This is a genomic window from Desulfocurvus thunnarius (assembly GCF_055390965.1).
The window spans coordinates 2,770,327-2,782,930 of record NZ_AP042411.1 but is presented as its reverse complement, the minus strand read 5'-3'; the positions used below and the strand labels follow the sequence as shown (position 1 = coordinate 2,782,930).

Below are 12,604 nucleotides of genomic sequence, written 5' to 3'. Positions count from 1 at the left end.
TCATGCTCAAGGCCGCCAAGGCATACTTCCAGACCCAGGTCACCACCACCACCCAGGGCGACCTCCTGATCCTGCTCTACGACGGGGCCATCAAGTACCTGAACCAGGCCAAGGCGAGCATGGCCCAGCGCGACTATGCGGGCAAGGGCATGCTCATCTCGCGGGCCATGGACGTGATCTCCGAGCTGGACGAAAGCCTGAACCCCGAAAAGGGCGGCGAACTGGCCGCGAACCTCCACCAGCTCTATTTCTACTGCAACACGCGCCTGCTGCGGGCCAACCTGGAAATGAAGCCCGAGAAGATCGACGAGGTCATCCGCATCCTCGATTCCCTGCGCGACGCCTTCAGCCGCATCAAGAACACCGCGCCCGAGGCCGCCGCAGGCCAGGGCGAGCCCGCCCCGGCGCAGGTGCCCCAGGCCCAGTCCCCTGCGCCCGAGGCCCCGGCCGCGGAGCCCGCGCCCCGGCCCCAGCCCCAGGGCACCTACGGCCCCCGGGCCGTGCTGCGCCCGGCGCACAAGGGCGCCATGCCCGGCACCTACGGCCCCTCGCGCCAGGGGTGAGCGGGCCCCGGCCATGAGCGCGCCGCGCACGGTGCTGCACGTCTGCGGGGGCCTGGGCCTGGGCGGCACGGAAAAGGCCATGCAACTGCTGGCCGCCGCCATGGACCCCGCGCGCTACCGTCCCGTGGTCCACGCCTTTGCCGACGGCCCGCGCCGGGCGCAGCTCACGGCCCTGGGCATCCCGGTGCACATCGGGCCGGACCTGTTGCGCACCGCCGCGCGCACCGCGCCGGACATCATCCACCTGCACCGCGCAGGCTGGCCCGAGCCGCGCCTGCTGCGCAGCGTGACCCTGGCCGGGGCGGCGGCGGTGGTCGAAACCAACGTCTTCGGCCGCCACGACCCCAGCCCCCAGGCCGCCGTCATCGACCGCCACCTGTTCGTCTCCAGCTTCTGCCTGCGCCGCTACGGCGCCGTACACGGGGTGGACGTGTCCGGCCCGCGCCACCGCGTGCTGTACAACCCGGTGGACACCGCCGCCTTCGCCGCCTGCCCGGGGCCGACCCCCGGGGCGCCGCCCGTGGCCGGGCGCGTGTCGCGTGCGGACCCCGGCAAATGGTCGGCCCTGGCCCTGGACTTCCTGCCGCACCTGCTCGCGCACGTGCCCGGGGCGGAATACCGCGTCATCGGCGGCACCCCGCAGGCCCGGGAGTGGGTCGCCGCCCACGGCCTGGACGCGCACGTGCGCTTCATGGAGCCCGTGAGCGGCGACGCGGCCCTGGCCGCCTTCCTGGGCGGGCTCGGCGTGCTGGCCCACGCCAACGACACGGGCGAGACCTTCGGCATGGTCATCGCCGAGGCCATGGCCGCCGGGCTGCCCGTGGTCACCCACCCCTGCCCGGGCCTCAAGGACAACGCCCAGCTCGAACTGGTGGAGCACGGCGTCACCGGGCTGGTGGCCGCGACGCCCGAAGACTACGCCGCCGCCGTGGCCCGGCTGCTCGCCGACCCGGCCCTGGCCCGGCGCCTGGGCCAGGCCGGGCGCGCCAAGGCCCGCGCGCTGTACGACACCCGCGTGGTCGCCGCGCGGCTCATGGACATTTACGACGAACTGCCCGACCGCAGCGCGGCCGGAGCCACCGCCGGGAATGCCGCCCGCGCCCCCCGCCCGCAACGCGCCCCCGAGCCGAACGGGAACCAGCATGCCCCCGTCGGCGTCCCGCATCCCTTCGCGCGCTACACGGCCGAGGTCGCGCGCTTCGGCTTCGCCGGGCAGGCGCCGGCCGCCGCGCCCGCGCCCCTGGCGCCCGGGGCCCTGCGCGCGGCACAGGGCGGCTGCCTGCGCGCCCTGGAACGCGAGCCGCGCGAGCACGTGCTGCTGCTCGGCCTGGGCACGGGCGACCTGGCCCGGGCCCTGGACGCCGCCCTGCCCCCCGGGGTGGGTCTCACGGTCTGCGAACTGGACACGGCCCTGGCCCGCGCGGCCCTGGACGAACCCGGGGCGCCCTGGGCCCGCCCGGGCGGGCGCACGGTCCTGCTGGCCGACACCTCGCCGTGGGCCCATTTCCTGCTCTGGACCCTATACGGCCTGACCCCGGCCACGGCCCACCTGCGCCTGTATCCGGGCATCCAGGGCACCCGGGGCGGCGCAAAGGGTGCGGGTGGCGCCCGGGGCTGGGCCCTGGCCCGACGGCTCTTCACCCAGGCCCGGCCCCTGGACCCGGCGCCCGCTGGCGGTCCGGCGCCCGCCGTCCCGGCCCTGACCCTGGCGGCCATCCTGGCTCCGGACGACCCGGGGCTGGAGGATTTCTTCGCCCAGGTGCCGCCCTGGGTGACCGAGGTGGTGGCCCTCTGGGACGCCGCCGCGCCCCCGGCCGCGCCCCCGGCCTGCGCCGCGCCCGTGCGCCACCTGGCCCGACCCCTGGGCGACGATTTCGCGGCCCAGCGCAACGCCATGCTCGCCGCCTGCGCCACGGACTGGGTGCTCGTGCTCGACGCCGACGAGCGCCTGGATTCCGGCGGCTGGCTGGCCGCGCGCGAGCTGGCCCTCCGGGGCGAGGCCCACGGCCTGGGGCTCTTCCTGCTGCCGCGCCGCACCCTGCATCCCGACGGCGCGCGCGTCCTGGCCGGGCTGGGCCTGTGGCCGGACCTGCAACCGCGCCTGTTGCGCCGCACCCCGGCCCTGCGCTACCGGCGCCCGGTCCACGAACGCCTGACGGGCGCGCGCGGGCCCTTCGGCGTGGCCCTGGACCTGTCCATCCTGCACCTGAACCGCCTGCTGCGCGACCCCGAGGGCGTGCGCGCCAAGCTCGCGGGCTTCGACCGCGCGGGCGGGAGCGGCGTGCGGCACGTCCTGTCCGCCGACTACCCGGCCCTGGCCCCGGAGTTGCTGCCCGGGGCGTCCGGCCCCGGCGCCCCGCGCGCCGTGATCCTGCCCTTCGACCCCGCCTGAAGCCCCGGGCGCGCACCGGCGCGGCCCGGCCCGCCGCAAGCCGCGCTGTTGCTATCCCGCAGGCTTGCATGTATCCTTGCGAACTGGACACAACCAGGAAGGACACGCAATGGACATCACCTGCCCGAAGTGCAAATACAGCCGCTCCATTCCCGACGACAAGGTGCCCGCCAGCTCGGTGAAGGCCACCTGCCCCCAATGCGGCACGAAATTCCGCTTCCGCGAGCTGGACTTCGCCCTGGAGGACGCCGGGGCGCCCGAGGCGACGGCGACACCGGAAGCGCCCGGAGCGACGGAAACACCTGCGGCTCCGGAATACCCGGCGTCCGCGGCGTCTGAGGCCCCCGCGGCCGCCCCGCGGCCCGAGCCCGCCCCCGCGCCGGACACCCGCCCCGTGCGCAACATCGGCCGCCTGCAGGAAGACCCCGCCCCGGACGAGGACGCGCCCGATGCGCCGCACGCCCCGGGCCGCCCGGACGGCGACATCTGGGACCGCCTGGAGGACCTGGGCGACCGCCACCCCGGCCGGGGCCGGAGCGCCGACGACGACCCGCGCGGCCCCGGCGGCGCCCCGGTGGTGGACGTGCCCTTCGAGCGTCTGGACCAGTTCGGATTCTTCGGCGGGCTGTGGGAGACCTGCAAGCGCACGGCCGTGGCCCCGCGCCTGTTCTTCGAAACCATGCCCGTGGACCGGGGCTACGGCCGCCCGGTGGTCTACTACCTGCTGCTGAACATCGTGGCCGTCATGCTCCAGCTTGCCGTGGAGTTCGCCCTGCACGGCGTGCAGACCCCCGGCGGGGCCGACCTGCCCGCCGAGGTCCAGGGCCTGACCGCCGGGGCCGCCGTGGGCGCCTCGTACCTGTTCATCCTCGTGGCCGGGCCGCTGCTGCTGAGCGTCTTTCTGTTCGGCATCGCCTCCATGCTGCACTTGGTGCTGACGCTGCTCCAGGGCGTATCCGGCGGATTCCAGGCCACGGTGCGCGCAGTGGCCTACTCGGCCCTGCCGTCGCTGTGCATGGTCGTGCCCGTGGCCGGGATGTACGTGGGTTCGGCCTGGAGCATCGTGCTGCTGGTCTACGCCCTGCGCGGGGCGCACAAGACCTCGTTCCTCAAGGCCGGGCTGGCCGTGGGGCTCTACACCCTGGCCGCCCTGGCCCTGGTGGTCGCCGCCATGCAGGGCCTGCCCCAGGGCGCGGGGCAGTAGCGGAGGCCGGGGATGCGGCTGTTCCACACGCTCATGGAGCGCTGGCGCCAATGGCGCGAGGCCCGCAGGCTGGCGCGGGAGATCGACCCCGCCGTGTTCCTGAACATGGCCGCCGAACTGCGCGACATCGCCCACGCGGCGTCAAAACTCTGGCAGGACGATCCTTCGTTCTCGGCCCGGGCCCAGCGCATCCTCGAAGAGATGGACCAGTTGGAGCGCATCGCCCAGCGCCCGGAGTTCCGCCGCCTGTCGCCCCAAAAGCGCCTGGAGCTGCGCAAGAGCCTGATCCTTTCGCGCGACCAGCTCCTGGAATCCATGCAGGCCTCGCCGCCGCCGACAACCACCCTCCAGTAACCGCGCGGGCGGTACGCATCTTGCTTCTCCCTGCGCGCCGGGCCCGCCCGGCGCCGGGGCGCCCGTGCGCCCGGCAACGCCAGCCCGTCGAGGTTCCGCATGTCCGCACGCCCGGTCCTTCTCGCTTCGGCCTGCCTGCTGGCCGCCCTGCTCCTGGGCGGCTGCGCCCTGGAAGGCGACTTCGCCAACCCGCCCGTGCTCTACGTGGACGAGCTGGTCACCCGCGCCTGGCAGCCGGAAATCTACATCGAACCAGAGAACCCGCCCATGCAGCCGCTGCGGGCGGTGTTCTTCCCTCTGCGCATGCGCCCGCAGATGGCCAACGGCCAGATCTACGCCGAGGAGATGTCGCGCGTGTTCTGGCAGTCCTGGCTGCGCGAGCGCGTGTTCCCGGGGCTGGCCTTCGCCGAGGGCCAGACCTGGCGCGGCCCGGACCAGGCCATGCACCTGGCCGACGGCTCGGCGGACCTCCTGGTCGGCGGCGAAATCACCCACGTCATGTTCGGCGGCTCGTCGGGCACGACCCAGGTCTCCCTGCGCCTGGAAATCTACGACGCGGCGGCGGGCACCCTGCTGTGGTCCATGGCCCACTCCGGCGAGATGCGCAACGCCCAGACCCGCGACTTCATCCTGCTGACCAAGAAATCCCGCCTGCCCGCCGAGCCGGTGCAGGCCATCATGGCCGCCCTGGCCGAGGACATGGGCGCCCCCGTGGCCGCCTGGAATCACGGCCAACCCGAACCCGGCGAGGGCGCGCCCTCGGCCCTGGAATAGCGCCGGAATCTTTTCCCGGCACCCGGGGCCGGACAAGGGCGCGGCCGCAGGCCCGGGGTCGAGACGCTTTTCGCCCGCCCCGCCGTCGCCGTCCCTTTTTGACTCCGGTCAAAGCCGCGCCGTCCGCCAGGGCCTAGACTGACGCCATGAGCACCCCTCCTCCCCGCACAGTGCGCCTGGACGGCCCGGGCTTTTGCGTCACCGCCTGCCGGGGCGCCGTGGACTGCCCGCGCCGCGCCCTGGACGCCCCCGAATTGCCCCAGGCTCTGGCCGCCGCCCTGGCGGAGCTGGCAACCGCGCCCGCCGGCGCCGGAACGGACCAGCCCCACGCCCATACCCTGCTGCGCGTGGCCGTGGCCTACTGCCCCAACGCCTGTTCCCAGCCGCAAATCGCCGACGTGGGCGCCATCGGCGCGGCCCTGCCCGCCGCGACGCCGGACGCCTGCATCGCCTGCGGAGCCTGTGCCGCCGCCTGCCGCGAAGGCGCCGTGCTGCTGGACGGCCTGGGAGCCATCCAGGGCATCGACGCCGCGCGCTGCCTGGGCTGCGGGGCCTGCGTCGCCGCCTGTCCCGCCGGGGCCCTGGCCGTCGCCCGGCGCGGCTTCCGGCTGCTGGTGGGCGGCAAGCTGGGGCGCCACCCGCGCCTGGCCGACGAACTGCCCGGCCTGCACGCCCCAGAGGCCCTGCCCGCCCGGGCCGCGGCCTTCCTGGCCGCCTGCGGGGCCGCGCGCCGGGGGCACGAGCGCCCCGGCGACGTGGCGGCTCGCCTGGGCGCCGCCGCCCTGACGGATCCGCCTCCCGCCCCGGAGCGGGACTGATGGACGCCCCGGCCCGGGCGACCGCGCCCTGCGCAACGTCGCGCATGCCGGCGGCGGCCTGCCTGGCACCGGCGGCGCTCTCCCTGTGGCTGCTGGCGGCCCACGCCCTGCGCACCGGGGACCGGGGCCTGGCCCTGGCCTGGGCCCTGGCGCCGCTGCTCCTGGCCGTGCCCCACGGCTGGGTGCGCCGGGCCGCGCAACTGGCCCTGGCCTGGGCCGTGCTGGCCTGGGCCCGCGCGGGCGGCGAGCTGATCGAGCTCCGTGTGGCCATGGGCCTGCCCTGGGCCCGGCTGGCGGCCATCCTCGCCGCGCTGATGCTCCTGGCGGCGGCGGGCATGGTCCTGCTGGAGCGCGGCCCGGCCGCCCGGCGCCACGGCGCCGACCCCGCCCCGCACTGGCCGCCCGCCCTGGCCCTGGCGCTGACCGTCGGCCTGCTGGCCGTCTGCCGGGCCAAGGTGCCCTTCCCCATCCTGTTGCCCGACCGCTTCCTCCCCGGCGCGGGCTGGCCGCTGGTGCTGGCCCTGGGCGCCTACGCGGCGTGGCTGGTCCGCGCGCTGCTCGCCCCGGGGGGCGGGCCCGGACGCTGGGCGCGGCTGCGCCTGCGGGCCTGGGGCCTGTTCTCGACGCTGTTTTTCGCCCAGCTCCTGCTGGGGCTGGCCGGGGCCGAGCGTCTGCTCATGACCGGAACGCTGCACCTGCCCGTGCCCGCGCTCATCGCCGCCGGGCCCGTGTTCCGGGGCGAGGGCCTGTTCATGGCCGGGCTGTTCCTGGCCACGGTGGCCGTGGTCGGCCCGGCGTGGTGCAGTTGGCTGTGCTACATCGGCGCATGGGACGGCGCGGCGGCCGCCCGGCACAAGGTTCCCCGGCCCCTGCCGCCCTGGCGCGGGCCCGTGCGCGCGGCCCTGGCGGCGCTGGTGCTCCTGACGGCCTGGGGCCTGCGCGTGGCCGGGGCGCCCGTGGCCCTGGCCGTGGGGCTGGCCGCGGCCTTCGGCCTGGCCGGGGTGGCCGTGATGCTCCTGTTCAGCCGCCGCCGGGGGCTCATGGTCCACTGCACGGCCTTTTGCCCCATGGGCCTGGCCGCCACCCTGCTCGGGCGGCTGACCCCGCTGCGGGTGCGCGTGGGCCCGGGCTGCACGGACTGCGGGGCCTGCCTGCGCGCCTGCCGCTACGGCGCCCTGAGCCCCGAGCGCCTGGCCCAGGGCCGCCCCGGGGGCACCTGCACCCTGTGCGGCGACTGCGTGGCCCGCTGCCCCCACGCGGCCCTGGGCTATCGCTTCCCGGGGCTCTCCCCGCGGCGGGCCCGGGCGCTGTTTGCCGTGCTGGCCGTCAGCCTGCACGCCGTGTTCCTGGGCGTGGCGCGAATCTGATTCCGAAAACGCCCGGAGCCGGAGGGGACAGCCTCTCCGGCGACCCGACCCGCCGCCCCGCGCCCGGGCGGAGGGCGTTGCCGTCCGCCGCCGGATGATTACCATTATCAATGCTCCACGCGGCCCAGTTCCTTTGACTCCACCGTCCAGGCGGTCTATGGTGCTGGTCCGCCTCGGCGGCGATTCCAGCAATCCCGGCCGGACGGCGCGCGCCTGGCGCGCCCCCCGCCACACGGAGGTTTTTTCATGATCGGCATTTCCAAGCTCTACTGCGGCGCGGTGGAGGCCTCGGACGCCCTGCGCTACGGGCGCGACTCCAAGAGCCTGCCCTCCCACCTGCTGCAATTTTCCAAGGACAAGAAGCCCGTGGTCGTGTGGAACATGACCCGGCGCTGCAACCTCAAATGCGTGCACTGCTACGCCCAGGCCGTGGACCCCGACGGCCAGGACGAAATCAGCACCGAGCAGGCCAAGGTCATCATCAAGGACCTGGCCGACTACGGCGCGCCGGTGATGCTGTTCTCCGGCGGCGAGCCCCTGGTCCGCCAGGACCTGCCCGAACTGGCCAGCTTCGCCACGGCCAACGGCATGCGCGCGGTCATCTCCACCAACGGCACGCTGATCACCAAGGAAAAGGCCCGCGAATTGAAGCGGATCGGCCTGTCCTACGTGGGCATCTCCCTGGACGGCGGCGAGGAGATCCACGACAAGTTCCGCAAGGTGCCCGGCTCGTTCAGGCGCGCCCTCCAGGGCGTGGAGAACTGCCAGGCCGAGGGCCTCAAGGTCGGGCTGCGCTTCACCATCAACAAGCGCAACCAGGGTGAAATCCCGACCCTGTTCCGGATCATCGAGGAGCTTGAGGTTCCGCGCATCTGCTTCTACCATCTGGTCTACTCCGGGCGCGGCTCGGAGCTGATCAAGGAAGACCTGGACCACGCGGAGACCCGCGAGGCCGTCCACCTGATCATGGACAAGACCCGCGAGTTGTTCGACAAGGGCAAACCCAAGGAAGTCCTGACCGTGGACAACCACGCCGACGGCCCCCTGGTCTACCTGCGGCTGCAAAAGGAAGACCCCGCGCGCGCCGCCGAGGTCAAGCGGCTGCTCGACTTCAACGAGGGCAACAACTCCGGGCGCGGCATCGGCTGCATCTCGTGGGACGGGCAGGTCCACGCCGACCAGTTCTGGCGCAACCACACCTTCGGCAACGTGCTGGAGCGCCCGTTCTCCGAAATCTGGGACGACCCGTCCATCGAACTGCTGCACAAGCTCAAGGACAAGAAGCAACACGTCGGCGGGAGGTGCGCCACATGCCGATACCTCGCCATCTGCGGCGGAAACTTCAGGGCCCGGGCGGAAGCCTACTACGGGGACATCTGGGCTCAGGATCCCGCCTGCTATTTGACGGACGAAGAGATCAAGGCCTGAGGCTGTCCATGTTCGGTTACGCCCGCGCGCGCGTGTGCGCGGGCTTCCGGCTGGTGCAGGCGGCCAGCACGCGGCGCGACGAATACTTCGGCGGCGAGGGCGAGGGCCTGACCCGCGAGATCGTCTTCAGCCCCGAGCGCCTGGCCGAGGCCGAGGCCCGCAAGGAGGCCGCCCGCGACGCCGAGCGCGCCAAGGCCGGCCGGATGCGGCCCTGCAAGTAGACCCCCCGCGCCGGGGCGCCCCCGGGTGCCCCGGCGCTTGTTCAAAAGCCATCGCGCCCAAGGAGCATTCCATGGACCAGCCCTGTTTCTTCCGGGGCCGCCGACTGCGCAGAACCCCGACCATGCGCGCCATCTTCCGCGAGCATCACGTCCGCCCCGAGGACCTGATGATGCCCTACTTCGTCGTGGACACCGACGACCAGACCCTGCGCAAGCCCATCGAGGCCATGCCCGGGCAGTTCCAGCTCTCCCTGGACGAACTGGACCGCCAGGTGGGCCGGGCCGTGGCCCTGGGCCTGCGCTCGTGCATCCTCTTCGGCCTGCCCAAGGTCAAAGACGCCCGGGGCAGCGGCGCCTACGCCCCGGACGGCATCGTCCAGCGCGCCATCCGCCGCCTGAAGGAGCGCTACCCCGACCTGCTGGTGGCCACCGACGTGTGCCTGTGCGAATACACCGACCACGGCCACTGCGGCCTGCTGCGCCAGGACGACACCTCCGGCGAGGTCAGCAACGACCCGACCCTGAACCTGCTGGCCAAGACCGCCGTGTCCCACGCCGCCGCCGGGGCGGACATGGTCGCCCCGTCGGACATGATGGACGGCCGGGTGGGCGAGATCCGTCAGGCCCTGGACGAGGCGGGCTTCACCCAGGTGCCGGTCATGTCCTACGCCGTGAAATACGCCTCGGCCTTCTACGGGCCCTTCCGCGAGGCCGCCGAGAGCGCGCCCAAGTTCGGCGACCGCCGCACCTACCAGATGGACCCGCCCAACGCCCGCGAGGGCCTGCGCGAGGCCCAGGCCGACATCGACGAGGGCGCCGACGTAATCATGGTCAAGCCCGGCATGCCGTACCTGGACATGATCATCCGCCTGCGCGAGGCCTTCGACCTGCCCGTGGCGGCCTATCAGGTCAGCGGCGAGTATTCCATGGTCAAGGCCGCCGCCGCCAACGGCTGGATCGACGAGGCCGCCGTGATGCTCGAAAGCCTGACGGCCTTCAAGCGCGCCGGGGCCGAGCTGATCCTGACCTACTTCGCCGAGGATTTCCTGCGCCTGCGCGCCCAGGCCCAGGGAGGGAACTCATGAGCGCGGCCCAGCACCCCGGGCGGCCGGGGCATCCGGACGGGCACGGCGGCGGGCATCCCGGCGGCCACCCCCACGGCGCGGGCCACGGACCCAAGGGCCACCCGGGCGCCCACCCCATGGCCCCCGGCGGCCACCCCCACGACGCCCGCCAGGCCGACGGCACCCCGCCCCTGCGGCTCATCGCCTGGGAAATCACCCGCTCGTGCAACCTGGCCTGCAAGCACTGCCGCGCCGAGGCCCACGAGGAGCCCTACCCCGGCGAGTTCAGCACCGACGAGGCCAAGGCCCTCATCGACGACTTCCGCAAGGCCGGAGACCCGATCCTGATCTTCACCGGCGGCGAGCCCATGATGCGCAAGGACTGGCCCGAACTGGTGCGCTACGCCACCAGCCTGGGCCTGCGCTGCGTCATGTCGCCCAACGGCACGCTGATCACCGCCGAGAGCGCGCGGACCATGGTCGAGGCGGGCGTGCAGCGCGTGTCCATCTCCATCGACGGCCCCGACGCCGCCTCGCACGACGCCTTCCGGGGCGTGCCCGGGGCCTTCGCGGCCTCCATGCGCGGCATCGAATACCTCAAGGCCGCCGGGCTGGAGTTCCAGATCAACACCACGGTCACGCGCGGCAACCTGGAGATGTTCAAGGACATTTTCAAGCTCTGCGAAAGCCTCGGCGCCGCCGCGTGGCACATCTTCCTGCTCGTGCCCACCGGGCGGGGCGCCCAGCTCGGCGCCGAGGTCATCAGCGCCGCCGAATACGAGGACGTGCTCAACTGGTTCTACGACTTCCAGAAGACCACGGCCATGCAGCTCAAGGCCACCTGCGCCCCGCATTACCACCGCATCCTGCGCCAACGGGCCAAGGCCGAGGGCATCCCCGTGACTTTCGAGAACTTCGGGCTGGACGCCGTGTCGCGCGGGTGCCTGGGCGGGGTGGGCTTCTGCTTCGTGTCGCACACCGGGCAGGTCCAGCCCTGCGGCTATCTGGTGCTCGACTGCGGCAACGTGCGCGACACGCCCTTCCCGGAAATCTGGAAGAACTCGAAAATCTTCAACCAGTTCCGCGATCAGGACGCCTTCACGGGCAAGTGCGGGGTCTGCGAATACCACAAGGTCTGCGCCGGGTGCCGGGCCCGGGCCTACACCATGTCCGGCGACCACATGGCCGAGGAGCCGCTGTGCTCCCACGTTCCGGCCCGGGCACGCCACGAGGGAGGCAAGTCGTGATGGACGCCATCGACCGCAGAATCCTGGACGTGATCCAGTCCGGCTTTCCCGTGGCCGCGCGGCCTTACGCCGAGCTGGGCCGCGACCTGGGGCTGACCGAGGCCGAGGCCCTGGCCCGGGTGCGCGCCCTCAAGGAGTCCGGCGTCATCCGGCGCATCGGGGCCAATTTCCAGTCCGGCCGCCTGGGGTGGCACTCGACCCTGTGCGCCGCCAAGGTGCCGCCCGGGCGCATGGACGACTTCGTGGCCACGGTCAACGCCCACCCGGGCGTGACCCACAATTACCTGCGCGACCACGAGTTCAACGTCTGGTTCACCTTCATCGGCGAGGACCCCGAAACCGTGCAGCGGGCCCTGGCGGACATCGGCGCGGCCACGGGGGTGGACGTGCTCTACCTGCCCGCCACCCGGCTCTTCAAGATCAAGGTCGATTTCGCCATGCAGGGCGCTGGCGGGGAGGAGTAGCATGGCCCGGCCGTTCCTGCTTTCGCCGTCCCTGCTGTCCAGCGACTACGGGCGCCTGGCCGAGGAGCTGGCCGCCCTGGAGGCCGCCGGGCTCAAGTGGGTCCACTGGGACGTGATGGACGGCGCCTTCGTGCCCAACATCACCCTGGGCGCGCCGATCATCGGCGCCCTGCGCGGGCGCAGCAAGCTGTTCTTCGACGTGCATCTCATGGTCGAGGAGCCCGCGCGCTACGTGGCCGACTTCGCCCGCGCCGGGGCGGACCTGATCTGCGTCCACGCCGAGGCCACCCGCCACCTGGAGCGCACCTGCGCCGCCGTGGCCGAGCTGGGCAAGCAGGTGGGCGTGGCCCTCAACCCGGCCACCCCCGTGGACGCCGTGCGCTACCTGCTGCCGCAACTGGACATGGTGCTCGTCATGAGCGTGAACCCCGGCTTCGGCGGGCAGTCGTTCATCCCCTTCGCCGTGGACAAGATCCGCGAACTGGCCGCCCTGCGCGACGGGCTGAACCCGCGCTGCCTGATCCAGGTCGACGGCGGCTGCACCCCCGAAAACACCGCCGAGCTGGTGGCCGCCGGGGCCGACTGCCTGGTGTCCGGGTCGGCCTTCTTCAAGTTCCCGCCCTACAGGGAACGCCACGAAACCTTCCTGCGCGCCGCCGGGGCCCTGTAGCGAGGCTCCGCACCGGCGTTGCCCAAGGCACGAAAGGC

At 73.2% G+C, this 12,604-nt stretch carries 13 protein-coding genes; all 13 read left to right on the top strand.

Annotated elements, in window-relative coordinates; all coding sequences use genetic code 11:
- Positions 1-2: 2 nt before the first annotated feature.
- The 13 genes from fliS (at position 3) to rpe (ending at position 12,566) form a co-directional block, all read left to right on the top strand.
- Positions 3-563 carry a flagellar export chaperone FliS gene (gene fliS, locus ACZ5KV_RS12185; protein WP_464239579.1) on the top strand — a complete coding sequence of 187 codons (561 nt, stop codon included), beginning with the start codon at positions 3-5 and terminating at the stop codon, positions 561-563.
- Positions 564-576: 13 nt separating this feature from the next.
- Complete coding sequence (locus ACZ5KV_RS12180) at positions 577-2,955, top strand: glycosyltransferase (RefSeq protein WP_464239578.1); 2,379 nt, start codon at positions 577-579, stop codon at positions 2,953-2,955.
- A 109-nt stretch (positions 2,956-3,064) separates the two neighbouring features.
- The gene (locus tag ACZ5KV_RS12175) at positions 3,065-4,159 is read left to right on the top strand and encodes a YIP1 family protein (RefSeq protein WP_464239577.1); all 1,095 of its coding nucleotides are present in this window, start codon (positions 3,065-3,067) and stop codon (positions 4,157-4,159) included.
- 12 nt (positions 4,160-4,171) lie between these two features.
- The gene (locus tag ACZ5KV_RS12170) at positions 4,172-4,513 is read left to right on the top strand and encodes a hypothetical protein (RefSeq protein WP_464239576.1); all 342 of its coding nucleotides are present in this window, start codon (positions 4,172-4,174) and stop codon (positions 4,511-4,513) included.
- A gap of 99 nt (positions 4,514-4,612) precedes the next feature.
- Entirely contained in the window at positions 4,613-5,287 is a 675-nt protein-coding gene (locus ACZ5KV_RS12165) for a hypothetical protein (protein ID WP_464239575.1), read from the top strand.
- 146 nt (positions 5,288-5,433) lie between these two features.
- The gene (locus ACZ5KV_RS12160) at positions 5,434-6,105 is read left to right on the top strand and encodes an ATP-binding protein (RefSeq protein ID WP_464239574.1); all 672 of its coding nucleotides are present in this window, start codon (positions 5,434-5,436) and stop codon (positions 6,103-6,105) included.
- Positions 6,105-7,472 (top strand): 4Fe-4S binding protein, encoded by a 1,368-nt coding sequence (locus tag ACZ5KV_RS12155; RefSeq protein ID WP_464239573.1) that lies wholly within the window; start codon positions 6,105-6,107, stop codon positions 7,470-7,472. Before ACZ5KV_RS12160 ends, ACZ5KV_RS12155 begins: the two co-directional genes overlap by 1 nt.
- A gap of 246 nt (positions 7,473-7,718) precedes the next feature.
- On the top strand, positions 7,719-8,900 hold the full coding sequence (ahbC, locus tag ACZ5KV_RS12150) for a 12,18-didecarboxysiroheme deacetylase (protein WP_464239572.1): 1,182 nt from the start codon (positions 7,719-7,721) through the stop codon (positions 8,898-8,900).
- Between the two features lie 8 nt (positions 8,901-8,908).
- Positions 8,909-9,121 carry a hypothetical protein gene (locus ACZ5KV_RS12145; protein WP_464239571.1) on the top strand — a complete coding sequence of 71 codons (213 nt, stop codon included), beginning with the start codon at positions 8,909-8,911 and terminating at the stop codon, positions 9,119-9,121.
- 71 nt (positions 9,122-9,192) lie between these two features.
- Positions 9,193-10,206, top strand: coding sequence for a porphobilinogen synthase (gene hemB, locus ACZ5KV_RS12140; RefSeq protein ID WP_464239570.1), 1,014 nt, complete (start codon positions 9,193-9,195; stop codon positions 10,204-10,206).
- Positions 10,203-11,432 carry a heme b synthase gene (ahbD, locus tag ACZ5KV_RS12135; protein ID WP_464239569.1) on the top strand — a complete coding sequence of 410 codons (1,230 nt, stop codon included), beginning with the start codon at positions 10,203-10,205 and terminating at the stop codon, positions 11,430-11,432. The genes hemB and ahbD overlap by 4 nt, the downstream gene beginning before the upstream one ends.
- Positions 11,432-11,896, top strand: coding sequence for a siroheme decarboxylase subunit alpha (gene ahbA, locus ACZ5KV_RS12130; protein ID WP_464241838.1), 465 nt, complete (start codon positions 11,432-11,434; stop codon positions 11,894-11,896). The genes ahbD and ahbA overlap by 1 nt, the downstream gene beginning before the upstream one ends.
- Before the next feature lies 1 nt (position 11,897).
- The gene (rpe, locus tag ACZ5KV_RS12125) at positions 11,898-12,566 is read left to right on the top strand and encodes a ribulose-phosphate 3-epimerase (RefSeq protein ID WP_464239568.1); all 669 of its coding nucleotides are present in this window, start codon (positions 11,898-11,900) and stop codon (positions 12,564-12,566) included.
- Positions 12,567-12,604 lie beyond the last annotated feature (38 nt).

What these genes read in the sequence shown, in the direction of transcription:
- fliS (WP_464239579.1), top strand. Translation starts at nt 3, where the DNA reads ATGCTCAAGGCCGCCAAGGCATACTTCCAGACCCAGGTCACCACCACC.
- ACZ5KV_RS12180 (WP_464239578.1), top strand. Translation starts at nt 577, where the DNA reads ATGAGCGCGCCGCGCACGGTGCTGCACGTCTGCGGGGGCCTGGGCCTG.
- ACZ5KV_RS12175 (WP_464239577.1), top strand. Translation starts at nt 3,065, where the DNA reads ATGGACATCACCTGCCCGAAGTGCAAATACAGCCGCTCCATTCCCGAC.
- ACZ5KV_RS12170 (WP_464239576.1), top strand. Translation starts at nt 4,172, where the DNA reads ATGCGGCTGTTCCACACGCTCATGGAGCGCTGGCGCCAATGGCGCGAG.
- ACZ5KV_RS12165 (WP_464239575.1), top strand. Translation starts at nt 4,613, where the DNA reads ATGTCCGCACGCCCGGTCCTTCTCGCTTCGGCCTGCCTGCTGGCCGCC.
- ACZ5KV_RS12160 (WP_464239574.1), top strand. Translation starts at nt 5,434, where the DNA reads ATGAGCACCCCTCCTCCCCGCACAGTGCGCCTGGACGGCCCGGGCTTT.
- ACZ5KV_RS12155 (WP_464239573.1), top strand. Translation starts at nt 6,105, where the DNA reads ATGGACGCCCCGGCCCGGGCGACCGCGCCCTGCGCAACGTCGCGCATG.
- ahbC (WP_464239572.1), top strand. Translation starts at nt 7,719, where the DNA reads ATGATCGGCATTTCCAAGCTCTACTGCGGCGCGGTGGAGGCCTCGGAC.
- ACZ5KV_RS12145 (WP_464239571.1), top strand. Translation starts at nt 8,909, where the DNA reads ATGTTCGGTTACGCCCGCGCGCGCGTGTGCGCGGGCTTCCGGCTGGTG.
- hemB (WP_464239570.1), top strand. Translation starts at nt 9,193, where the DNA reads ATGGACCAGCCCTGTTTCTTCCGGGGCCGCCGACTGCGCAGAACCCCG.
- ahbD (WP_464239569.1), top strand. Translation starts at nt 10,203, where the DNA reads ATGAGCGCGGCCCAGCACCCCGGGCGGCCGGGGCATCCGGACGGGCAC.
- ahbA (WP_464241838.1), top strand. Translation starts at nt 11,432, where the DNA reads ATGGACGCCATCGACCGCAGAATCCTGGACGTGATCCAGTCCGGCTTT.
- rpe (WP_464239568.1), top strand. Translation starts at nt 11,898, where the DNA reads ATGGCCCGGCCGTTCCTGCTTTCGCCGTCCCTGCTGTCCAGCGACTAC.